The sequence below is a fragment of the Ancylobacter sp. VNQ12 genome (assembly GCF_049445835.1).
Lineage (GTDB): Bacteria > Pseudomonadota > Alphaproteobacteria > Rhizobiales > Xanthobacteraceae > Ancylobacter.
Window position 1 is genome coordinate 22,969 of record NZ_JBMSDU010000027.1, and the last position, 20,839, is coordinate 43,807.

A 20,839-nucleotide genomic window follows, 5' to 3' on the forward strand; every position below is an offset into this window, starting at 1 on the left:
GTGCCACGAGGCTGTTTAACCCCGGTAGGCTCCGGGGAAGATCATATCCTGATCAACCAGGACGTTGAACCGGTATCCCGGCCGGATCTCCAGCGTCGGCTGGACGTCAAGGTTCTTGTTGATGGTCCGTTCGGCAACCCGGCCAAATGTTTCGGCGAAATTGATCCGCGCAGCATCCGCGGGGGTCATGGAGTTGTCGAAGGAGTTCTGGTTCTGTGGGATGGCGAGGTCGATGCCGGTGCCGATGACGGCGATCAGGATCGCGGCGCCGAAGGTCTGCAGATATTTGTTGTCGACCTGATCCTTGAAGCCGCCATAGCCCGACGCATCCGTGCCGGCCATGCCGCCGATCTGCAGGGTCGAGCCGTTCGGGAAGATGATGTCAGTCCAGACAACGAGAACGCGCGACTGGCCGAACGACACCTTGCTGTCATAGCGGCCAAACAGCTTGGCGCCTTATGGTATCAGCAGGCGGTGTCCAGTTGCTGAATCATAGACGTTCTGGCTGACCTGCGCAGTGATGCGGCCGGGAAGGTCCGAGGTGATGCCGGTGACCAGGGTGGCGGGTATCACCGAGCCACGCTTGAGTTCGAAGCGCGATTGCTGCGGCACGACCTGGTTCGGCAGGTAGCCGAGGTCCTTCAAGTCGGCATTAAGGAAGGCCTCCTTCTGGTCCTGGCCGTTGGGATCGCGGTTCTGCTCGGCAAGGCCGGCCGCCAGTGCCGAGCCGTGGAGATCGACTGTCGCGGCCCGTGACGTCGTGTGGGCAGCTGGTGCTTGAGCGGACGCGACGGTGCCTGCGTTCAGCTTGCTGCGATCGATGGCGAGAGGGGCGTCAAAAGCCGCCTCATTGGCCTGCATGCGCGCCATCTGCTGACGGTGATATTGGCGCATGTATTGCTCTTCCTGCTCACGCTTGAGACGCGCGCGCCAGACGCCATCCGCCTCCAGTGTCGGCGCGTTCTGTGGTTCGGCCCGCTGTGGTTGCGGCGAGAAAGGATTGGAGCCGGTTGCCGGCTTCGTCTCGATCGTGGGCTGTTGCGCCGGCTGCGGCTGGAACGCCGGCACTGGGCTCGGTTCGCCGATGATTCCGTCGCTAACGCCACGCTTGAGTTGATCGGCATAGGTGGAGGCGGGCGCCCCGGACGTCGGGCTGAGCCCGGTACTGCGGCGCGTGTAGAGGCCGCGCGAGGTCAGGCCGTAGAAAATCACGCCGAGGAAGGCGACCACCAGAATGATGACGATGATGACCGGCAGCCGGTTGATGCGGCGAATTTTGCTGTCGGCGTTCGACGGGCCGCCGAGCTTGAGCGATTGCATCCTGTTCGCCTCCCCTATCCGCGCTGCATGACGGAGAGCGGGCTCGCGGGTGCGGCCCCGGCCGATGTGACGGTGTAGGCCCGACCGATCTCGACACTGCTGGTCGACAGACGCGCCAGCATCCGCGCCAGCATCTGGCCGTCGAAAGGCTCGATGACATAGGCGAGGGTAACAAGATCCTGCGCGCTGTCGGTCTTCTGGTTGGTGACGACCGCGTAACCCCAGCCCTTCAATGTGGCCTCCAGTGCCTCGCCGAAGGGGGTGCCGTCCTGCTTCAGGACGACCGTTATCTTGCCGGGACCGACCTGTTCGGCCAAGCGGCTCACCATGTCGCCGGCAATGGCGCTCGCAGCCGGACCGGACATCTCATTCGGCGCCGTGCTGGTCGTGAGGCCACCGGCCCCAAGCGTCTGGCAGCCGGCGAGACCCACAGCGAACACAAAGGCGAAGGTGATTGCACCGACACGGATGATTGTCATCACTCCCCTCCCCGCCGGATTGTGATTTTGTCCTGATTCCAGCCGACACCGGAGACCAGCACCGCCCGGTCGATGGCATAATCGACCACCATCATGTCGCCCCTCATCCGATAGTTGACGATTCGGTTCTGACCTCCGGATGTGACGAAGAGGACCGGGGCGTCCTGGGCCGAGACGGAGCTGGGGAATTGGATGTAGGTCTTGGTTCCGTCCGAATAGACGCGTGTCGGTCGCCATCGGGCGTTGCCTGACAGCGAGTACGCGAAATTCAGCTGATCGGCCGGAACGCCGGCGCCCGGGATGGTGCTCGCCTCGAGGCGAGCATTGATGTCGGCGAGGCTTGCCGAGACGTCCTCGGGGTACTCGAAGCCGACGCGTGCCATGTACTGCGTTGAATGGGACTTGAGCTGGATGTGGTAGGTGCGACGCGAGGTCGTGACCACCATGGAGGTGACGAGGCCGGGCTCGGATGGCTTGACGATGAGGTGGATCGCCTGACCGCCGGCGGCGCCGGAAGTGGCGGGTTCCACCTTCCATCGCACGGTGTCGCCGACCAGCACGTCGCGGACGACCTCGCCCGCCTGGAGCTCGATGTCGCAGACCTGAAGCGGCGAACAGACCACCGAGGGCTGGACCTCACCGTAGAGAAAGATGACCTTGCCGTCGGGGCCGCGGGTCACCAGTCCCCGACCTCCACGCCATTGGCCGGAAAGACCGATACCTTTGGCTTCATTGCTCGTTATGCCCTGGGCGCAGGCGTCCGACGAAAATGAAGCGCAGGAGGCGAGAATCGTCATGGAGAGGAGTGCGGCCCGAGACCGCCGCGTCGAGACGTTCATGTGCGGGTCGATGCCTTTCAGAGCTGCGCCGTCCAGTCGAAGTCGCGCAGGTAGAGACCGATGGGATTGAGGCGAATGGTGGCTTCGTCCTGGGGTGGAGTAAGTGTAACGGAAGCGATGCCGCGGAAGCGGCGAACCGCGGTCTCCTTGCCTTTGCGGTCGCGCTCGAGCTCGGTCCAGTCGATCTGCCAGGACTGAGGTGAGAGGGCGACGATATTGTTGACCTCGATTGCGATGGTCGCGTTCTTTGCCTTTTCGAAAGGCGAGCTCGAGCGAAACCAACCATTGATCTTTTCGGTCGCGGGATCCGAGGTCCGCAGCATGGCGTAAGTGCGGTCGATATACCCCTTCTGCACCACGGCATCGGGCGTGACGGATCGGAAGTTCGAGATGAACGAGCCGAGCGTCGCGCGCACCACGCGCGGGTCCGCATACTCAATCTGCTGCGGAGTACCGGCGCTTACGGCCGTGCCGAGCTTGTCGACCTCGACGATATAAGGAACAAGCTTTACCTGTGTGCTCTGGAACAAGGCATAGGAACTGCTGACAAGTGCCATGACGAGGCCAGTGATGCCGACCACCCGCCAGGCTGCGGCCGCGCGGACATAGGATCCGTAACGCTCGTTCCACTCCTGTTTCGCCGCGAGATAGGGGTTGTCCGGTGTACTACGCGCGGCCATGCGGCCTCCGTGTGTTCGAGCAGCGCTGCAAGTGCATCCCTACTTTCCTCTGTTCCCGGGGGACGACTTCCGGGCCTCGTCGAGCTTGGCGTTGGCGAGGCCGAGGGTGGAGGTGCCGAAGGTGCCGCGGGCGTCCATCGCCTGGTCGCGGGCTGCCGCGGCAACTGCGCCGCCGGCAGCGCCCACGCCGCTCGCCATGCCCTTGAGGGCGGCTCCGGCCATGGAAGAACCTTGCGCACGTGCGTCCGAGTAACCTGCCGCGCCGGCCTTGGCAGCGCCCCAAGCGAGCGAGCCGCCCCCGACCGAAGTGGCGAGGGCGAAGTTCGCGGCTTGAGCGCCGTGGCGAACGGTCTCCATACCGCCGGTGACGGACACGCCCTGCACCACGCCCTGAAGTATCGCAGGCACATACATTGCGATGACGAACACCACGACGGCTATGCCTGCGATGGCGAGTGCCGTCTGGTACTGGTCACCGACCGACGCATCATTGGCGAGGCCGATCAGCACCTCGGAGCCGATGCGGGCGATCATGACCAAGGCCATCAGCTTCATGCCGACGCTGAAAGCGTAGACCAGATAACGGACGGCAAAGTCCTTGGTGAAGGAGGATCCGCCTAGACCGAGCATGATCATGCCGGCGAGCAGGCCGACATACATCTCGACCAGGACGGAGATGAAGATCGCAGCCACGAGCGAGAAGGCGATGACGCTGACGATCATGGCAAGTGAGGCGGAGAGCGCGAGGGCGTTGTCCTCGAACAGCCCGAAGCTAATCTTCTCGGACATCTTCGACGCAACGGTGAGGCCGGCATTGAAGACATTCGCCGGTGAGGCCGATCCGCTGCCGGCGCCGATTTGGAACAGGCTGTCCACGACGGCTTTCGCGATCACCGGTCCCTGATCGAGCACGAAAGCGAAGAGGCCGATGAACATGATCCGCCGCACCAGCTCGGCGAACCAGCTGTCCAGCGAGGCGGCCTGAAGCGCGAGCCAGACGGCGGCGATGCCGATCTCGATCCCGGCAAGGATCCAGAACAATGAGCGGGCGGCGTTCATGACGGTCGTCTCCCAGCCCTTTGCCGCCGTCACGATCTGGTTCTCGAGCGTATCCAGCACTCTTCCGTCCTGTGCCAGCGCCGGATCGCTCAGGAGAACGCAACCAATCAGGACGAGACCAGCGATGCCTAGGCTGGGTAGGAGCTCACGCCTTACCATCGCGGTCGCAACTCCTGGCCGTTCTCCATGTCGTAGCGCTTCCCGCTGCCGAAGAAGTCTTGCGCGCGTTTCTGCGGTGTGGCCTCCGCCTTGAGGGGAGCTGGCCCGGCGTCAGGTGAAGGACGCAAAAACCAGAGTCCGATGCCCGCGAGACCGAGGATCAAGCACAACGCGACAATGATCAGGGATCTGAACATCACCATTTCGGCTGCATCTCCTGCCCGCCCGAAGTGGAGGGTGCGCTCGAGCGGAAGAAGTCCTCGCGTCGGGCCTGGGCGAGGTCCTTCTGAGCCTGCTCGGACTGATACCAGGTGCCCATCATCGTCACTTGTTGGGAGACGAGACCACGCAGCTTCTGGAGCTGTGCCACCTCCTGGGCGGCGATCTGATGGCCGACCTGCAGAGCCTTCATCTGGCCATCGGCACCCTCCGACATTGAGCGAAGCGAGGACATGGTGGACTCTTCGCTTCCGAACTGCTCCGCGGTGAGGCTCGCCGCTTTGAGAGTGCCGGCGATGGTATCGCGGTTGGTATTCGACCATCCCTCATAGGTCGACGAGAAGGAGGCCCCGTTCGGCAGATTGCTTTTGAAATCCGAGAAGGTCTGGAATCGTTGCTTCAGAACGTCGTCGGCATTGCCCATGGAGAAGGCGATGCCTTGTCCCTGTGCGACGATGTTCTGGAGGCGACCGAGATCGTTTTCGATCTGTCCCCAGACATGGTTTGGCAACTGCGCCGTATTCTGCAGCATATTTGAGTAAATCTTCAGCTGGTTCTGAATTTGCTCGGCAAGCTGGGTGATCTGGGTGACCTGGTTGTTGATTTGTTCGGCGGAGTTGCCGACGAGGCTGACGAGCTCGGCATTGTTGGCGATCTGGGTCCATTCGGTGGCGCCACCGGTGATGCCACCGCCGCCGGCGCACGCACTGTCCATGGATGCAAGGCTCGTCCAAGCTGCGAGGAACGCGGCGGCCGCCAGGGCGCGAGGATCAGACGTTCGGGAGGAGAGAGGCGGCATGGGCGATCCCCCTTTGCTCGAGCCAGTGGCGGGGCCAGTCGGTCCCGTGTTCGGAATGGAGGACGCTGATGCGCTTGAGATCGTCCTTGCCGGAGGCGCCGACGAAGGCGAGAGCGACCGGGCCGAGCGCCATGTCGAACAGGCGTCGGCCGACAGGCGAGGCGACGTAATACTCACGCTTGGGTAGAGCGGTCGCGACGATCTCAATCTGCCGGCTGTTGAATCCGATGCGCTCGTAGAATTCTCGCGTGCCCGGCTCTCGGGCCGATCCGTTCGGCAGACATACCTTGGTCGGGCAACTCTCCTTCAGGACGTCGATGATGCCCGAGCGTTCGGCATCCGAGATCGACTGGGTAGCGAGCACCACGGCGCAGTTGGCCTTGCGCAGAACTTTCAGCCATTCGCGGATCTTACTACGGAACACCGGATGGCCGAGCATCAGCCAGGCTTCGTCGAGGACGATCAGGCTGGGTGCGCCGGTGAGGCGCTTCTCGATGCGCCGGAACAGATAGGTGAGGACAGGCACGAGATTGCGCTCGCCCATGTTCATGAGCTCTTCAATCTCAAAACACTGGAAGCTGCCGAGGGCGAGCCCGTCTTCCTCGGCGTCGAGAAGCTGGCCCATCGGGCCGTCGACCGTGTAGTGGCGCAGCGCGTCCTTGAGCTCGCGCATCTGCACACCAGAGACGAAATCGGATAGCGAGCGGCCCTTGGCCTCGGCCAGCAGGCCGATCTGCCGGGAGATGGCGTTGCGATGATCGGGAGTGACGCTCACGCCCTGCAGCGTCACCAGCGTCTCGATCCATTCCGACGCGAAGGCGCGGTCGGCATCGGTGCCGAGCTCGCCAAGCGGGCAGAAGGCGAGCACCCTCCCCTCCCCTGTCGCCTCACCGCCTATCTCATAATGGTCGCCGCCGACGGCAAGGGTCAGCGGCAGCATCGAGCGGCCCTTGTCGAAAGCGAAGACCTGCGCATCTTCATAGCGTCGGAACTGTGCGGCGATCAGCGCCAGCAGCGTCGACTTGCCGGAGCCGGTCGGTCCGAACACCAGCGTATGGCCGACGTCGTCGACATGGAGGTTGAGGCGGAACGGGGTCGAACCGCTCGCCACCTGCATGAGCGGCGGCGATCCGGCGGCATAGAAAGGGCAAGGAGCGGTTGGGTTTCCCGACCAAACCGAGTTGAGCGGGATAAGATCGGCGAGGTTGCGCGTGTTGATCAGCGGCTCGCGGATGTTCGCATACCAATTGCCTGGCAGGCTGCCGAGATAGGCGTCCGTGGCGTTGAGCGTCTCGATGCGGGCGCCGAAGCCTTCCGCCTGGATCAAGCGGCGGATCGCCTCGCAATGCTCGCGCAGACGGTCGGCCCTATCGTCGAAAAGCACGACCACCGGGGTGTAGTAGCCATAGGCGACGAGCTGCGAGGAGGCCTCGGCGATGGCGTCCTCGGTCTCCGCCACCATCATCATCGCGTCCTGGTCGACCGACCGACTCTGGGTCTGGAACAACTGGTCGAAGAATGGCCGCACCTTCTGCTGCCATTTCTTTCGGGTGCGCTCGAGGCGCGCCCTTGCCTCTTCAACGTCGAGGAAAATGAATCGGCTTGACCAGCGATAGGTAAGCGGCATGTGGTCGAGGGCATTGAGGATGCCCGGCCAGCTTTCGGCCGGCAGGCCGTCGATGGCGACGATGCCGAGGAAGCGGTTCTCGACCATTGGTGTGACGCCATGGCGGAGCTCGGCTGTTGCCAGCCAGTCGAGATACATCGGAATGTCCGGCAGGCGAACCGGATGGATCTCGCCGGTGATGCAGAAACGGATGAACTGGAAGAGCTCGTCGTAGCGGGCGACGTGCGTTCCTCCGCGCTCCTCGACTTCCTGCGTCACCATCCGACGCAGCGAGACGACATTTGCGAGATACTGCTCGATCTCGCGGATCGCGGTTTGGAAAGTGTCGAGCGCCGTATCCGCATAGGAGGCGGATCGGCTCCCAGCATCGGAATAGACGTAGCGGGTCAGCCCCGATCGCCGACGCTCCGGCGGCCGAAAGGTCAGGATTATGGCATGCTGGCACTCATAGTGGCCCTGCTCCCGCTCGAAATGCGCCCGCCGTTCGGCGTCGATCGCCCGGGTCACTGAATCGGGGAAGTGACAGACATCATCTACCGGATAGTCCGTCGTTGGGACCCGGACAGCTTCGACCTGGATCATCCAGTTCGACCCGAGCCGCGCCAGAATCGCGTTGATCTGACGCGAGATGTCGTTGCGTTCGACATTGGTCGAACTCTCGCTGTCCGGCCCGGCAAAGTACCAGCCGGCCATCAGACTGCCGTCCTTCAGCAGGATCACGCCGTTCGCCACAAGGCCTGCATAGGGCACGAGATCGGCGAAGGACGGCCCTGAGTGACGGAAGGAGCGCAGCGCGGCCATGCTCAGAAGCGCCGCCAGGGCGTCGAGGTCGCCCGGTAAACGGGGCGATAGCCGATGTGGCGCACATAGACCCGCCGCATCAGTGGATCGGCCTTTGCCATCATCCGCAGGGCTGCGACCGCGACCAGCCAGATGACGAGGCCGAACAGCGCCGCGTACCAGGTCAGCACCACGAAGATGAGGATGGCGCTCGCAAGCCCGGTGAGGAGCACGAGTTCGCGATCGGCGCCCATCAGAAGGTTCGGGCGCGACAGCGCGCGATGGATGCGCGAACGGGCGAGGCTGGAGTCGAGCTCAGCCATGCGCCCCCTCCCCTCCCCGAAGGGTGACACCGTGCGCTGGCGCGACATCGCCAATCGAGGCACCCGTCGAGCCGAACAGGGCGACGATCTGGGTGGCACCGAGCAGAATTCCGGCGACGAGGACTACATACATGAGCCGTCGCGCAAAATCGTTCAGCTCACCGCCGAAGATCAGCATCCCACCGGCGACCGCGACGGCCGCAAGTGCGATGAAGCCGGCGACAGGACCAGTAATGGACTGCTGAATCTGCTGTAGCGGCCCTTCCCACGGTAGGCCGCCGCCGCCAGCCGCCATGGCGGGCTCAGCCAGGAGGCCGAGCGTAAGCGCCAGGAGCGCCCCGGTCAGGAGATGATAGCCGCTACGCGACATGGCGGTCGTCCTCGATCTGAGAGTGATTTTCGGTCTCGTACTGACCGCCAGCGAAGCGTTCGACATGGACGACGTCGCGCACGCGCCGCCCCTTGGGCATACGTTCGATGGAGACGATGAGGTCTACGGCCTCACCGATCACCTCGCGCATGGGCTGCTGGCTTGCCTCGGCGGTAAGCTGCTCGAGTCGGCGCAGCGCCGACATCGCGGTGTTGGAGTGAATCGTGGTGACGCCGCCCGGATGGCCGGTGTTCCAGGCCTTGAGCAAGGTAAGCGCAGCGCCGTCGCGGACCTCACCCACGACGATCCGGTCGGGGCGAAGACGCATGGTGCTTTTGAGCAACCGCCCCATATCGACCGTGTCGCTCGTGTGGAGGGTCACGGCATTCTCGGCCGCGCATCGGATCTCCGCCGTGTCCTCGAGGATGACTAGACGGTCTTCCGGGGCCGTGCGCACGATCTCCGCGATGACCGCGTTGGCGAGCGTGGTCTTACCCGAACCCGTGCCTCCCGAGATCACGATGTTCAGCCGCGCGGAGATCGCGCTGCGGATCACTTGCGCTTGGACCTCCGTCATCACCTTCGACGACACGTAGTCGTCGAGTGGGATCAGGCGTGAGGCTCTCCGTCGAATGGTGAAGCTCGGGGCTGCGACGACCGGGGGCAGCACGCCCTCGAATCGATGACCGCCGATCGGCAGCTCGCCGGAGATGATCGGGCGCTCGTCATCCGCTTCGGATTGAAGCGCATGGGCAACGCTGCCGATGATGATTTCGGCGGTCGCGGCCGTCATCTCGCCGGCCGGCGCAATGCCGTGCCCGAGACGCTCGATGAACAGCCGTCCATCCGGATTGAGCATGATCTCGACGACGGTCGGGTCGTCGAGGGCGATGCAAAGCTGGTCGCCGAGGGCCTCCTGCAATTTGCGCAGAAGCCGAGGATGGGAGCGGAGCTGGGTCACGGCGCGGTCCTCACGCCGCCCGATGCTGCGCCGGCGCGATTGCCGACCGATAGCTGTCCGGACGCAGACGTTCAAAGCTCTGAAGGTCCGCTGGAAGTGCTCCCGCGATCGCCGTCGTGTTTCCGATACGGCGAGGCTCTCCGAGCCTCCGCATGGGCCAGCCGACGCGCCTCAGGATACGTTCGAAACGCAGATCGGTTGCTGTGACGATCTCGCTATAGCCGTTCGCCAGCGACCATTCGATGATACCGGCGAACAGGCTGAGAGTGGCCTCATGGATTGTACCCCCTCCCCGGCCCTCCTCGAGCGCGGTGTTGACGCAAAATCGCGAGCTTTCGACCATACCAGGATGGGGATCGAGCCGCCCGGCAGCCAGCAGTTGGGGAAAGGTCCGTTCCAGCATGTTGGGACCGGTTGCCGGCAACAGCCGGGCGCCGCCGGCGACCGTTCCTTGGTCCGTCAAGGCGAGGATGTAGGTGGGATCGAAGGCGTCGTAGTGATCCTTCTCGCGGCCATCGTGGACGTCGACACACCAGCCGAGGCGACCAGCGAAGACGCGGGCACGGAGTTGATGCTGTTCGTCGACGAGACGTCGATCAATCGCGCTTGAAGCCTGGCGAACGGCGCGCAGCCACATCGAATGCAACCTCCAACGTCATGGTGGGAGGTCGGAGGTCATCACGAAGAGCGGGATCGCTGGAGTGTAGAATAAACGGGGACGTATTTTGGCGAGTCGCACCTCAGCCGGTGACCAAAAGGCAGATGATCGGTTGTCCCAGTTGGCCCAATCGCCCTGAGAATAAACGGGGGAAACAAACAAGGAATACAGAGAATAGCGGAAATTGTAAGTGCTTGATACCAAATCCGAAACTTGGGCGAGATATCGGCGTCGACTGACCGGCGGACCGCTGTCGTTAAGTAGTTGTTAACCTTAAAGCTCTGGACGCAGAACGAGAATCGTGGCCTACCTTTTGTCGGCCAAAAGGCGATAAAGCGCATGTAGGCCGACAACGAGCACCGGAATCGACAATGCCTGCGCACGCCGCAACCAGAATGCAAGGCGAAGACCCGGCCGACAAGATCGTCCGGCACGCCGGCATGCTTTCCGAACATCTGCAGGCCCGGCGCCAGCAGATGTATCCCCCGGACGCACAAAAGAGCCTCAGAACCTTCATGATTCATGAGGTTTCCAAGCTGACGTCGATTCCGGAATCGACTCTTAAGTTGATGTCAAATGAAGGCAAAGGGCCGGTACCCGCCCGGCTCGAAAACAATCATCGTGTCTATACGCTGGCGCAAATAAACGAACTTCGCGAACTGTTCGCGGCTCAGCGTCCGGCAGAGGCGTTGCGGTTCCTACCCCACCGACGCGATGGTGAGCATCTTCAAATATTGGCCGTCGCGAATTTCAAAGGCGGCAGTGCCAAGACCACAACGAGCGCGCACCTGGCGCACTATCTGGCCCTTCATGGCTACCGCGTATTGGCCATCGACCTCGACCCTCAGGCGTCTTTGTCGGCGATGTTCGGCGCGCAGCCGGAAATGGACGTCCAGCAGAACGAGACGATTTATGCAGCGCTACGATACGACGGTGATCGCCGACCAATCGCAGAGGTTATCCGACGCACATACTTCACCGGAATCGACCTGATACCGGGAAATATCGAAGTCATGGAATATGAACACGAGACCCCGCGCTTCCTTTCGAAAGGTCAGAGCGGCACCGACAGCATTTTTTTCGAGCGACTGCGTCTGGCATTGGCGGAAGTGGAGGACGATTACGATGTCGTCATTTTGGACACCCCCCCTTCCCTCGGCTTCCTGACGCTCGGTGCCATCTACGCGGCGACGGGCCTTTTGGTGACCGTCCATCCGGCGATGCTCGACGTTATGTCGATGAGCCAGTTTCTCCTGATGATGGGTGACCTGATTTCGGTCATTCGGGATGCCGGCGCGACGATGAATCAGGATTTTCTCCGCTACGTTGTGACCAGGCACGACCCGATGGATCAATCCCAGGTCCACGTCGTCACGATGCTTCGGCACCTGTTCACAGAGGATGTGCTTACGTCGACGGCTATCGAGAGTGCAGCAATCGAGACGGCGGGTCTGGCGAAGCGCACTCTTTATGAGCTGGAATCAGGGAACATTTCTGCCGCGACTGCCAAGCGCGCGCGAGAGTCCATCGACGCCGTGAACGATCAGATTCTGGCTTTGATCAAGCAAAGCTGGGGGCGCGTATGATGGCCAAGCGTCCTGGTGGGAAATCCATACTGGCCAGCTTTGGATCCTTCACACAGGCAGAATCCAACCACCCGGATGCTGCCGCGTCGGAAGGCCAGAAGTCGCCGCCACCGGCGCAGCCTCTGGCCCGAGTCGGAGCGGGTGTTATTGGAGCAACGCAGCGATCGCTATCGGAGTTGCGAGAGGAACGAGACAACCTTCGCGCGCTTGTGGAAGCAGGCGGCAGCTCTGAGCTCGATCCGAAGCTTATCGATCCGTCGCCTTTCCCTGATCGGTTGCCGGATGACAACGACGCCGACTTTGACGCACTGAAGAAGATCATTCTGGAAGAGGGCCAAAAGGTTCCGATCCAGGTTCGTCGCCATCCGGTGGTAGAAGGTCGATATCAAGTTGTCTACGGGCACCGCCGCTGGCGCGCGGCGTCGGATCTCGGCATCAAGGTCAAAGCGACGGTCCTGGCATTGTCGGATCGCGAACTCGTCGTGGCGCAAGGCATCGAGAATGCCGCTCGACAGGACCTCAGCTGGATCGAGCGCGCTCTCTTCGCTTCGCGGATGGAGATTGCCGGCATCAAGGCACGCGATATTCGCGCGGCGTTGTCGATCGACGACCCGGAATTGGCACGCTTCAGGTCTGTCTGCCGGGCGCTTCCGGAGGATTTGATTGAGGCGATTGGACGTGCGCCGAGGGTTGGCCGTCCGCGGTGGGTGTCCTTCGCGACTGCGATAGGTGAAGACGGCGCTGCGCTCACACGGGTGCGGAAAACCTTGTCAGATGACAAGGTTTTGGGTCTGCCGTCCGATGATCGGTTCAAGCGGGCCTTGGCTGCGGTGAAAAAACCTGCGGATCGATCCCGCAGCGATATTGAAATCAAGAGCCCCGGCGGGAAAGTGGTCGGAAAGGCGACGTTCTCGGGCCGGGACGTCAAATTCTCGGTCACGGCCGAGCAAGCGCCTGCATTTCGCGCTTTCGTCGAAGAGGAACTGCCGGCGCTTTTGGAGAGGTTTTTCGCCCGCGAGGGGGAAGGATGATTTCAGCGCTGGGCATAAAACCTTGTCAGCTGACAAGGGTAGGCCGGGTGCTGGAGGGGGCGAAGACTTCGGTCAACGCCAGATGTAGATGCAACAAACATAGAGGTCGCATGAGGTAAAAAGAAAGGCCCCCGAAACAGTGTCCCGGAAGCCCCTCTCGTTCGTTTGGCGACAACGAGAATCCCACTTCCGCGAATCACAGTCAAGAGTCTTCGCAAGAAGATTGGACACCGTTTTGGTGAGCGCTTTCGCTTTGCCTGAAAGCTGAAGGGCGAAACCATGACGGAACAACTAGCGACGACGCCCTTCGGGCGGCGACCGATGACGCTTGGCCAAATTTCAAGCCAGCTCAGAGCAAAAGCGGTGGCGAAGGAGGCCGTCGCTCATAAGTGGCAGGTGTTCCACGACATAAGGAACGCACGCGAAGTCCTCGGCGCCACAGATCGTGCGCTCGCGATCCTCGAGGCGCTGCTGACGTTCCACCCGGAAACGGCGCTCACCCCCGACAGCGGGCTTGTGGTGTTCCCGTCGAACGAGCACCTGATCAGCCGGGCCAATGGCATGTCGCCGGCGACGCTTCGGCGTCACCTCGCTGTCCTGGTGCAATGCGGATTGGTCATTCGCCGCGACAGTCCGAATGGCAAGCGCTACGCCCGGAAGGGGCGGGGGGGCGGGATCGAGCAGGCCTACGGCTTCGATCTGACGCCGATCCTTGCGCGCGCGGCCGAGTTCAAAGACCTGGCCAATGCTGTCGAAGCCGAGAAGAAGGCGTTCAAGCGCGTTAAGGAGAAGCTAACCATATGCCGCCGCGACATCGTCAAGATGATCGAAGCTGGGGTCGGTGAGGACGTTCCCGCCGATTGGCGGAGCTTCAGGCGCGCCTACGAGGCGATTATCGACCGGCTGCCCCGGACAGCTCCCAGGCAAGTGTTGGAGGTGATCGCACAAGACCTCGAAGTGCTCTGGCTTGAGATCAACAGGGCTTTGGAATCCTTCGTAGAATCACAAAATTCGAACGCCAATGAGTCTCATCGTGAGCGCCACAAACAGAATTCAAATCCAGACTCAATTTATGAAATTGAACAGGGCTTACGAGAAAAGAAGGAAGCGAGCGGCAGCGTTGCGGAAACCGACAACGTGCGGAGCTTGCCGAAGCGGGATCTGCCCCTGGGAATGGTGCTGAGCGCCTGTCCGGATGTGCTGGACTACGCAAAGGGCCGGGAAATCCGGACTTGGCGCGATTTTGTCGCCGCGGCTGAGCAAGCCCGGCCGGCCCTGGGCATCAGCCCGAGTGCCTGGATGGAGGCGCGGGAAGCGATGGGGCCGGAAAATGCGGCGGTCACCGTTGCGTCGATCTTGCAGCGGGGCGAGCGCATCAGTAGCGGCGGCGGCTATCTGCGGAATCTGGCAGAACGCGCCCGGGACGGGAAATTCACGGTCTGGCCGATGGTAATGGCGTTGCTGCGAGCGAAAATCGAGGAATCGAAGCCGTCTGCAAGCGCCGGCAGGGCAGGGGATGGCGAAATCACGCGGCCCGATGACAGCAGCGCTGGCGGAAACTCGTCCTGGACGGTGTCCCCGGCACTCCTGAAAAGCCTTGAGAAGCCGAGGCGGCCATGACGTTCGCAATCTTTGCGTCGAACGGTGGTCAGGTGGCGACGAGCTTGCTGTGCTCCGCTGGCGGCCGGTCGCTGAGAAGCGCCAGCAGCGCGGGATTGATGTAGAGATTTTCCCGGCCGGCCTTTATCTCCTGCAGCAGGCCGTCCTCGGCGAGGGTCTTCAGATAGACCGACGCCGCCTGTCGCTTGGCGATGCCGGCCGACACCAGGTCGCCAATCCGGCAATAGGGGTTCACGAAGATCACCTCGGCCAACTCGCGCGAATAGATCCTCGGCAGATCGCGTCGAATTTGGTCTGCGGTCTGATCCAGCAAGTCGCGAATTGCGCGAATGCGCGCCGTCGACCAGTTGGCGGTCTCGCGGACCGCCTCGAGCATGTAGAGGATCCAGTCCTGCCACGCGGAGTCGGTCGTGACGGCGAGGAGCCGGTCGTAATAGGCGCGCTTGTTGCCGATGATGTAGCGGCTGAGATAGAGCACCGGAATGTCGAGCAGGCCCTTGTCGACAAGGTAGAGCAGGTTCAGCACCCGGCCGGTCCGACCGTTGCCGTCGGTAAAGGGATGGATCGCCTCGAACTGGTAGTGCATCACGGCCAGCCGGATCAGCGGGTCGATATCCTCCGCCTCGTGGATATAGCGTTCCCAGTTTGCGAGTTTCTCCCGCAGCAGAGCCTGTCCTTCCGGAGGCGTATAGACGACCGTGCCCGTCACCTCGTTCATCAATGCCGTACCGGGAGTCGCCCGGATATCCAGTTCGACGCCCTTGATGGTCCGGCAGACGGCAACGGCCGTGGATGTCGACACGGGCCGCTGCTTGAGCGTCTGGAAGCCTTCGCTGAGGGCTGTGCGATAGCGCAGCGCCTCCTTCGTCGCCGGATCGGCCTGGTTGCCGGCCTCGTTGGCGAAGCGGAACAGCCTGTCGGTCGTGGTGACGATGTTCTCGATCTCGGAGCTCGCCTGCGCTTCGAGCAGCGGGATAGAATTGATCAGGACAGCCTGATTGGGAATGAGCTGGCCGGAAACTCGAAGTTCGGCCAATGCCGCACGCGCTGCGATACAGGCTTTCAGCACCGCCTTTGTCTCCACATCCTCGCGTGGGGGCAGGGGAGGGAGGTCGTTGTAGGGGCGGTCTGGGCGAAACGACATGTCGATCAATCCTCGTGCGATCGACATGTCGGCTGGATATGTCGTCGGTATCGACAGATCGTCAAATCATGTCGATAGAATCGCAACTTATCGACATATCTTGCATGCCGCAACCGCACTAGCCCCATGGAGCGCAACGCGCCAGCCGCGCCGCACACTCCAAGGTCCCGAGCCCGATCAGGCCAATCGCCAACCCTTGAAGGTCGTGCCGTCCAATGTCCAGTCGACGGGGAGGGGGCGCCCGCCTGTCGGCGGCTTACAGCCCCGCCGCCTTGGTGAGGTTGACCCGAAAGCGGTCGCGCCGGCGCTGGTAGCGTCGGGTCATTTCGGCCGAGGCATGGCCGAGCTGCTTCTGGACATAGCGCTCATCGACCTCGGCGGAGGAGGCGAGACCGGCGCGAAGGGAATGGCCGGCGAACTTCATCTCACGCTCACCCTCGGTGAGATCCGCCCGCACGCCGGCCGCGAGTGCGGCACGCTTGACCAGCCGCGCCACCTGTTGGTCGGTGAGGCGGTCCGGGCCGACCTCCTTGCCTTGGCCGGTGACCCGGCGGAACAGGGGACCGTGACCGATCTTCGCCAGCTTGAGCCAGGTCTGCAGCGCGACAACCGGGCAGGTGGAATCCGACGAGCCTCGGCCGATCTCCACCTCGCGCCAGCCGTTCTTGCCGCGCAGCGTGACCAGCATCCCCTTGTCGAGGATCTCGACCCAGCCCCGGCCGTCCTCGGTCTGATCGCGACCGGCATCGAGGGCGACGATCTCGGAGCGGCGCAAGCCCCCGGCGAAGCCCAGCAGCAGCATGGCGCGGTCGCGCAACCCTCGCAGTGTGCCGCGATCGAGCGTTTCCAACATCGCAATGAGATCTTCCGGCAGCACCGCTTCCTTCTGCAGCGGCGGCCGTCCATGGGTGTTGCGAATGCCGGCCAGCACGGTGGCAATATGGCGGTCCTTACGGTCGAGCGGCTGGCCGCGCTGGGCAAAATTCCAGCTCAGGGCTGAGAGGCGACGCTCAATGGTGCCCACCGAACTCGGCACTCGATCCGGCGTCGCGGCGCCCGAAGCACAGGCGGTGATGTAGAGCCCCACCAGCTGAGGATCCACATGCAGAGGCTCGAGGTTCTGCCGCCGGCACCAGGCGGAAAAGTGCTTCCAGTCCGAGGCATAGGCGCGCCGGGTGTTAGCGGAGGAGGCGGCCTCGACATAGTCCCGAGCACGATCGGCGAGAGGCGCCAAATGCGCCGGCAAGGCAGCGGCTTCTGCCTGCGTCGAAATCACGACGGGTAGCGGCGCTGCGGCTGGGGCCAAAGCAGCATCCTCTGTCGGACTACCGGGGTTGATGAGACTGGCGATGCGCAATTTCAATGACTTGGCCGTGTCGTCATTATGAGACCGATTCAAGGTAATTGAGACTGGCGACGGTATTGAGTCGGTAGTTGTGAGACCAGCTTGCAGCCAGACGGCGAGGCTGTCCATGAACGATGATGGCATCGATCCTGAGGCCTGGGCGCAGGCGCGACATCGCGCCGAGATCCTGTCGAACCTATCGAAGCACCCTGGCGATGCGGAAGTCCGCGACGCCCTGAACGCGCTTGGCGTCAGCCGGGCAACCTTGTTTCGCTGGCTGAAGCGGTTCCGGCAGGATGACCGCACCAGCACACTCCTGCCGCGCCGGCGTGGCCCAAACGCTGGCATGCAGCCTCTGGATCCGGTGGTGCTCACGATCGTCGAGCAGCATTTCCGGAAGCTCTATGCGATGCGCCGCAAGCCCACCCTGACGCGCTTTCAGCAGGAGGTTGCGGCGGACTGCCAGCTTCAAGGCCTGCAGCCGCCATCGATCCGCCGTCTCGGCCGGTGGCTGAAAATGAAAGATCAGGCCGATCTGATGCGCCGACGGGAGGGCGCCGGCAAATCGGAGGCGGTGTTTCTGGCGACGCCAGGCGGATTGGAGGCGGCGGCTCCGCTTGAAATCCTCCAGATCGACCACACCAAGGTCGACGTCACGGTCGTCGATCCGGTAACCCGATTGCCGATCGGCCGGCCGACGCTCACGCTGGCCGTCGACGTCAACACCCGCATGGCGATGGGCTTCTACCTGTCGCTGGAAGCGCCGTCCCTGGCAGCCGTGGCGTTGTGCCTGACCCATGCGGTGATGGACAAGACGGCCTGGCTGACCTCACGGGGGATCGTGGCGGAGTGGCCGGCGCACGGAATTCCTGGGACCATTCATGTCGACAACGGCGCCGAATTCCATGCGCGCGCCTTCGAACGCGCCTGCGGCGAGCATCGCATCGACCTGAGCTATCGTCCACCTGGCACGCCGCGTTTCGGCGGTCATATCGAGCGGCTGATCGGCACGATGATGGGTGCCGTTCACCTCATTCCGGGCTCGCATTTCTCGAACATCGACGAACGCGGCGACCTCGATCCGGAGGCCGAGGCGGTCATGACTTTGCGCGACCTGGAACGCTATCTCGCCCTCGAGATCATCGGCTCCTACCATGCCCGCATCCACAAGGCCCTGGATCTGCCGCCGGCGGCCGCCTGGCAAGCCCGCATCGGCGACGTCACGGTGCGGGTTCCGTCGGATCCGCGGCGGTTCCTCATCGATTTTCTGCCTTTCGAGCAGCGCACTTTGCAGCGCGACGGGCTGCACCTGTTTCACATCCGCTACTGGTCGGACGAGCTGCGTTGGCTGATGGGGCGCGACCGGCAACGACTGACCGTCAAATTCGATCCGCGCGACCTGTCCTGCGTGTTCGTGGCGACAGGGCAGGGGTATCTGGAAGCGCGTCCAGCCGATCGGACCCGCCCGCCCATTGGGCTGTGGGAGCACCGGGCTGCCGTGCGCGCCTTGCGGGAAAAAGGCCGCGAGGCCGTCGACGAGGAGCTCATCTTCTCCACAATCCTCGCCCAGCGATCCCTGGTCGATGAGGCAACGCGCCTGACCAAGGCGATGCGAAGGGATGTCGCCCGGCGCGCGCATCTCGCACCGGACAGGATCATCGACGTGACACCGGAGGTGGTGCCGAACAAGGACGAAAGGCCCCTGCAACTGCCTTATTTCGCGGTGGAGGAATGGGATGATGACTGAGGCGTTCTCGCATCTCTTCCCCGCTAGCCGGCCGATCGCCGCGCTGAGCGCGGACGAGCGCATCCGGCGCATTCGCGCCGACCGCTGGATCAACTATCCGCGCGCCGAACAGGCGCTCCAGAAGCTCGAAGCCCTGCTTGCCTTCCCGCCACGGGCGCGCATGCCCAACCTGCTCATCGTCGGCGCCAGCGGCATGGGCAAGACCATGATCGTCGAAAAGTTCGCCCGCGACCACCCTTCGCAGTTTGATACGGTGACGGGGCGCATGCATATGCCGGTCATCGCCGTCCAGATGGTGCCGGGCCCCGACGAAGCCCGCTTCTACAAGCGGCTCCTGGCGGCGATCGGGGCACCTGAACCGCCGCGGGCGACGCTGTCGGTACTGGAAAGCCTGACGCTGCGCCTGCTGTCCGAGATCCGGCCGGGGCTGCTGGTCATCGACGAGGTGCACAGCCTGCAGGCCGGCACCGTGCGGGAGCAGACCCGCTTCCTGAACATGCTGCGCTTTCTCGGCAATGAGCTGCGGATTCCGCTCGTCTGCGTCGGTACGCAGCAGGCGCGAAACGCGCTGCGCACCGATGATCAGCTGGTGCGCCGGTTCGAGGCCTTCGCGCTGCCGCCCTGGCAGAATGACGAGGATTTCGGCGGTCTGATCGGCAGCTTGCAGCGCAGTTTGCCGCTGCGGCAGCCCAGCGAGTTCGCAGACGCGACGCTGAAGCGCCTCATCGAGGTGACGGGAGGGATCACGGCCGGCATCTTCTCGCTGGTGAGCGCGCTCGCCATCGCCGCGATCGAGAGCGGCGAGGAAAGGATCACGCCCAGCGCGGTCGCAGACAAGCGCAGCGTGCTGGCTCTCGTGGGAGAGCCCGTGTGAGGGACCCGCCGGCACCGGCTCCGTTGCCGGTGGTGCCGCGGCCGGGCCCCGACGAGCGTCTGTCGTCCTGGCTGGGGCGGCTTGCGCGGCTCTACAGCATGCCGGCGGAGGCGCTTCTGGCGCATTGCGGCCTCCGCCGCTTCAGCGTTCGCGAGCTCGAATGGCGCCTCGGGGCAGGGGAGGGGGCCGTGCTGGCTGGCCGCACCGGCATGACCGTTGAGGGGCTGCGGAGGCTGACTTTCGACGAGATCACGCCGCAGGCGCGCCTGATGATCGCCGCGGCAAGCCGCTATATCTGTCCGCGTTGTCCGGCCGGGCTCCACCGCAAGGCCACGGCCTTTCCCTGGAATTTCTGGTGCGATGAACACGGTGTCCGGTTCGGAGGGAAGGCTGGGACAGGACTGGATGCGCGGCTGACGCAAACACAGTTGACCAGGCTCGATGCCAGTGCGCGGAGCGGAGCGCTGCGGCTGGCCGATTGGGCGCAGGGGAAGGAGGAGGGCGCGCCCGCGGTGCCCGCGCTGCTGGACCTCCTGACGACGCGGCATCGCAGGTCCTCGCCCCCGTCGCTGGCCGAGCAGCCGATCCTGTCGCTCGCCGCGCGCCGGGCCAATCACGATTTCCTCACGCGGCCGATTGCCCGGCAGGCACTTCAGGTCGTCGTGCCCGAGTACGATCGGGTGGCGCCTGTGCTCGCCAAGCCGGTGCGCCCAGGCCTGTTTTAGCTCGCGCAAGGCTCGCTGCTGCAGAACTATGCCTTGGCCGTTGGCGTCGGGCGGCTGTGCGCGGATCCCGTTGGATGCGCCGCTTCGGTGCTGCTGGCGAGCGATCAGGAAGGGGACGAGCGGCTGCGGGAGGTCCTGCGGGCGTGGCCGCCGGCGCTGCGGCGGTGCATCTATGCCCGGCTCGGGCGCCTCCGTGTCGCCAGAGACGCCGCCTCAGCGGTCGTCGCAACGGCCCGGCCGTCCCGGAAAGCCCGCCAGTCTCATAAATTCCGACTGAGCCAGTCTCACAAGGGTGCTCCGGGAGTCTCATAATTATGCGCGAGATGTCCGCCCAAGCCCTTGAGTCTCACAAATTCCGCCTATCCGATGTCAGCCGACCGTTTTTCATGAGACTGGCGATCGCTTATTTTCAATGGGTTAGCCGATTCAGAATTTGTGAGACCGAGTCGGATCTGCTGAGACGGAACCGTCACGCGATTCAGTTATGGTGAGAC

At 63.4% G+C, this 20,839-nt stretch carries 19 protein-coding genes and 1 pseudogene; 6 read left to right on the forward strand and 14 right to left on the reverse strand.

Annotated elements, in window-relative coordinates; all coding sequences use genetic code 11:
* Window positions 1–15 precede the first annotated feature (15 nt).
* The 12 genes and pseudogenes from trbI to traI form a co-directional block, all read right to left on the reverse strand.
* A pseudogene (gene trbI, locus ACO2RV_RS22695) lies at window positions 16–1,320 on the reverse strand (IncP-type conjugal transfer protein TrbI).
* A gap of 14 nt (window positions 1,321–1,334) precedes the next feature.
* A complete protein-coding gene (gene trbH, locus ACO2RV_RS22700; protein ID WP_423296506.1) occupies window positions 1,335–1,799 on the reverse strand; it encodes a conjugal transfer protein TrbH in 465 nt (154 codons plus the stop codon).
* Window positions 1,799–2,596 carry a P-type conjugative transfer protein TrbG gene (trbG, locus tag ACO2RV_RS22705; protein ID WP_423296507.1) on the reverse strand — a complete coding sequence of 266 codons (798 nt, stop codon included), beginning with the start codon at window positions 2,594–2,596 and terminating at the stop codon, window positions 1,799–1,801. The genes trbH and trbG overlap by 1 nt, the downstream gene beginning before the upstream one ends.
* 59 nt (window positions 2,597–2,655) lie before the next feature.
* Window positions 2,656–3,318, reverse strand: coding sequence for a conjugal transfer protein TrbF (locus ACO2RV_RS22710; RefSeq protein ID WP_423296508.1), 663 nt, complete (start codon window positions 3,316–3,318; stop codon window positions 2,656–2,658).
* 39 nt (window positions 3,319–3,357) lie between these two features.
* On the reverse strand, window positions 3,358–4,536 hold the full coding sequence (gene trbL, locus ACO2RV_RS22715; RefSeq protein ID WP_423296509.1) for a P-type conjugative transfer protein TrbL: 1,179 nt from the start codon (window positions 4,534–4,536) through the stop codon (window positions 3,358–3,360).
* Window positions 4,530–4,739, reverse strand: coding sequence for an entry exclusion protein TrbK (gene trbK, locus ACO2RV_RS22720; protein WP_423296510.1), 210 nt, complete (start codon window positions 4,737–4,739; stop codon window positions 4,530–4,532). Before trbK ends, trbL begins: the two co-directional genes overlap by 7 nt.
* Window positions 4,733–5,554 (reverse strand): P-type conjugative transfer protein TrbJ, encoded by an 822-nt coding sequence (gene trbJ / locus ACO2RV_RS22725; protein WP_423296511.1) that lies wholly within the window; start codon window positions 5,552–5,554, stop codon window positions 4,733–4,735. Before trbJ ends, trbK begins: the two co-directional genes overlap by 7 nt.
* Complete coding sequence (locus tag ACO2RV_RS22730; RefSeq protein WP_423296512.1) at window positions 5,526–7,982, reverse strand: conjugal transfer protein TrbE; 2,457 nt, start codon at window positions 7,980–7,982, stop codon at window positions 5,526–5,528. Before ACO2RV_RS22730 ends, trbJ begins: the two co-directional genes overlap by 29 nt.
* 2 nt (window positions 7,983–7,984) lie before the next feature.
* Window positions 7,985–8,284, reverse strand: a complete 300-nt coding sequence (locus tag ACO2RV_RS22735; RefSeq protein WP_423296513.1) for a conjugal transfer protein TrbD — start codon at window positions 8,282–8,284, stop codon at window positions 7,985–7,987.
* Complete coding sequence (locus ACO2RV_RS22740) at window positions 8,277–8,654, reverse strand: TrbC/VirB2 family protein (protein ID WP_423296514.1); 378 nt, start codon at window positions 8,652–8,654, stop codon at window positions 8,277–8,279. Before ACO2RV_RS22740 ends, ACO2RV_RS22735 begins: the two co-directional genes overlap by 8 nt.
* On the reverse strand, window positions 8,644–9,615 hold the full coding sequence (trbB, locus tag ACO2RV_RS22745) for a P-type conjugative transfer ATPase TrbB (RefSeq protein WP_423296515.1): 972 nt from the start codon (window positions 9,613–9,615) through the stop codon (window positions 8,644–8,646). The genes ACO2RV_RS22740 and trbB overlap by 11 nt, the downstream gene beginning before the upstream one ends.
* A 10-nt stretch (window positions 9,616–9,625) precedes the next feature.
* Window positions 9,626–10,252, reverse strand: coding sequence for an acyl-homoserine-lactone synthase TraI (traI, locus tag ACO2RV_RS22750; RefSeq protein WP_423296516.1), 627 nt, complete (start codon window positions 10,250–10,252; stop codon window positions 9,626–9,628).
* A gap of 392 nt (window positions 10,253–10,644) precedes the next feature.
* Here traI and repA point away from each other — a divergent pair, with 392 nt between their 5' ends.
* From repA to repC, 3 genes are all read left to right on the forward strand, one after another.
* Window positions 10,645–11,859, forward strand: coding sequence for a plasmid partitioning protein RepA (repA, locus tag ACO2RV_RS22755; protein ID WP_423296517.1), 1,215 nt, complete (start codon window positions 10,645–10,647; stop codon window positions 11,857–11,859).
* Entirely contained in the window at window positions 11,859–12,890 is a 1,032-nt protein-coding gene (gene repB / locus ACO2RV_RS22760) for a plasmid partitioning protein RepB (RefSeq protein WP_423296518.1), read from the forward strand. The genes repA and repB overlap by 1 nt, the downstream gene beginning before the upstream one ends.
* 279 nt (window positions 12,891–13,169) lie before the next feature.
* Window positions 13,170–14,510 (forward strand): plasmid replication protein RepC, encoded by a 1,341-nt coding sequence (gene repC, locus ACO2RV_RS22765; RefSeq protein ID WP_423296519.1) that lies wholly within the window; start codon window positions 13,170–13,172, stop codon window positions 14,508–14,510.
* A 28-nt stretch (window positions 14,511–14,538) separates the two neighbouring features.
* Here repC and fic read toward each other — a convergent pair whose 3' ends face one another.
* On the reverse strand, window positions 14,539–15,654 hold the full coding sequence (gene fic / locus ACO2RV_RS22770; RefSeq protein ID WP_423296525.1) for a protein adenylyltransferase Fic: 1,116 nt from the start codon (window positions 15,652–15,654) through the stop codon (window positions 14,539–14,541).
* A 256-nt stretch (window positions 15,655–15,910) separates the two neighbouring features.
* Window positions 15,911–16,960 (reverse strand): site-specific integrase, encoded by a 1,050-nt coding sequence (locus ACO2RV_RS22775; RefSeq protein WP_423296520.1) that lies wholly within the window; start codon window positions 16,958–16,960, stop codon window positions 15,911–15,913.
* Window positions 16,961–17,126: 166 nt separating this feature from the next.
* On the opposite strand from ACO2RV_RS22775, the gene ACO2RV_RS22780 reads away from it, so the two are divergent.
* Genes ACO2RV_RS22780 through ACO2RV_RS22790 form a run of 3 tightly spaced genes read left to right on the forward strand, consistent with a single transcriptional unit; the run spans window position 17,127 to window position 20,345 of the window.
* A complete protein-coding gene (locus ACO2RV_RS22780; RefSeq protein ID WP_423296521.1) occupies window positions 17,127–18,746 on the forward strand; it encodes a Mu transposase C-terminal domain-containing protein in 1,620 nt (539 codons plus the stop codon).
* Entirely contained in the window at window positions 18,736–19,620 is an 885-nt protein-coding gene (locus ACO2RV_RS22785; RefSeq protein ID WP_423296522.1) for a TniB family NTP-binding protein, read from the forward strand. Before ACO2RV_RS22780 ends, ACO2RV_RS22785 begins: the two co-directional genes overlap by 11 nt.
* A 29-nt stretch (window positions 19,621–19,649) precedes the next feature.
* The gene (locus ACO2RV_RS22790; protein ID WP_423296527.1) at window positions 19,650–20,345 is read left to right on the forward strand and encodes a TniQ family protein; all 696 of its coding nucleotides are present in this window, start codon (window positions 19,650–19,652) and stop codon (window positions 20,343–20,345) included.
* The last annotated feature ends 494 nt before the right edge of the window (window positions 20,346–20,839 follow it).

Coding starts and splice junctions, on each gene's coding strand:
- trbH (WP_423296506.1), bottom strand. CDS start 1,799: ATGACAATCATCCGTGTCGGTGCAATCACCTTCGCCTTTGTGTTCGCT.
- trbG (WP_423296507.1), bottom strand. CDS start 2,596: ATGACGATTCTCGCCTCCTGCGCTTCATTTTCGTCGGACGCCTGCGCC.
- ACO2RV_RS22710 (WP_423296508.1), bottom strand. CDS start 3,318: ATGGCCGCGCGTAGTACACCGGACAACCCCTATCTCGCGGCGAAACAG.
- trbL (WP_423296509.1), bottom strand. CDS start 4,536: ATGGTAAGGCGTGAGCTCCTACCCAGCCTAGGCATCGCTGGTCTCGTC.
- trbK (WP_423296510.1), bottom strand. CDS start 4,739: ATGGTGATGTTCAGATCCCTGATCATTGTCGCGTTGTGCTTGATCCTC.
- trbJ (WP_423296511.1), bottom strand. CDS start 5,554: ATGCCGCCTCTCTCCTCCCGAACGTCTGATCCTCGCGCCCTGGCGGCC.
- ACO2RV_RS22730 (WP_423296512.1), bottom strand. CDS start 7,982: ATGGCCGCGCTGCGCTCCTTCCGTCACTCAGGGCCGTCCTTCGCCGAT.
- ACO2RV_RS22735 (WP_423296513.1), bottom strand. CDS start 8,284: ATGGCTGAGCTCGACTCCAGCCTCGCCCGTTCGCGCATCCATCGCGCG.
- ACO2RV_RS22740 (WP_423296514.1), bottom strand. CDS start 8,654: ATGTCGCGTAGCGGCTATCATCTCCTGACCGGGGCGCTCCTGGCGCTT.
- traI (WP_423296516.1), bottom strand. CDS start 10,252: ATGTGGCTGCGCGCCGTTCGCCAGGCTTCAAGCGCGATTGATCGACGT.
- repA (WP_423296517.1), top strand. CDS start 10,645: ATGCCTGCGCACGCCGCAACCAGAATGCAAGGCGAAGACCCGGCCGAC.
- repB (WP_423296518.1), top strand. CDS start 11,859: ATGGCCAAGCGTCCTGGTGGGAAATCCATACTGGCCAGCTTTGGATCC.
- repC (WP_423296519.1), top strand. CDS start 13,170: ATGACGGAACAACTAGCGACGACGCCCTTCGGGCGGCGACCGATGACG.
- fic (WP_423296525.1), bottom strand. CDS start 15,654: ATGTCGTTTCGCCCAGACCGCCCCTACAACGACCTCCCTCCCCTGCCC.
- ACO2RV_RS22780 (WP_423296521.1), top strand. CDS start 17,127: ATGAACGATGATGGCATCGATCCTGAGGCCTGGGCGCAGGCGCGACAT.
- ACO2RV_RS22785 (WP_423296522.1), top strand. CDS start 18,736: ATGATGACTGAGGCGTTCTCGCATCTCTTCCCCGCTAGCCGGCCGATC.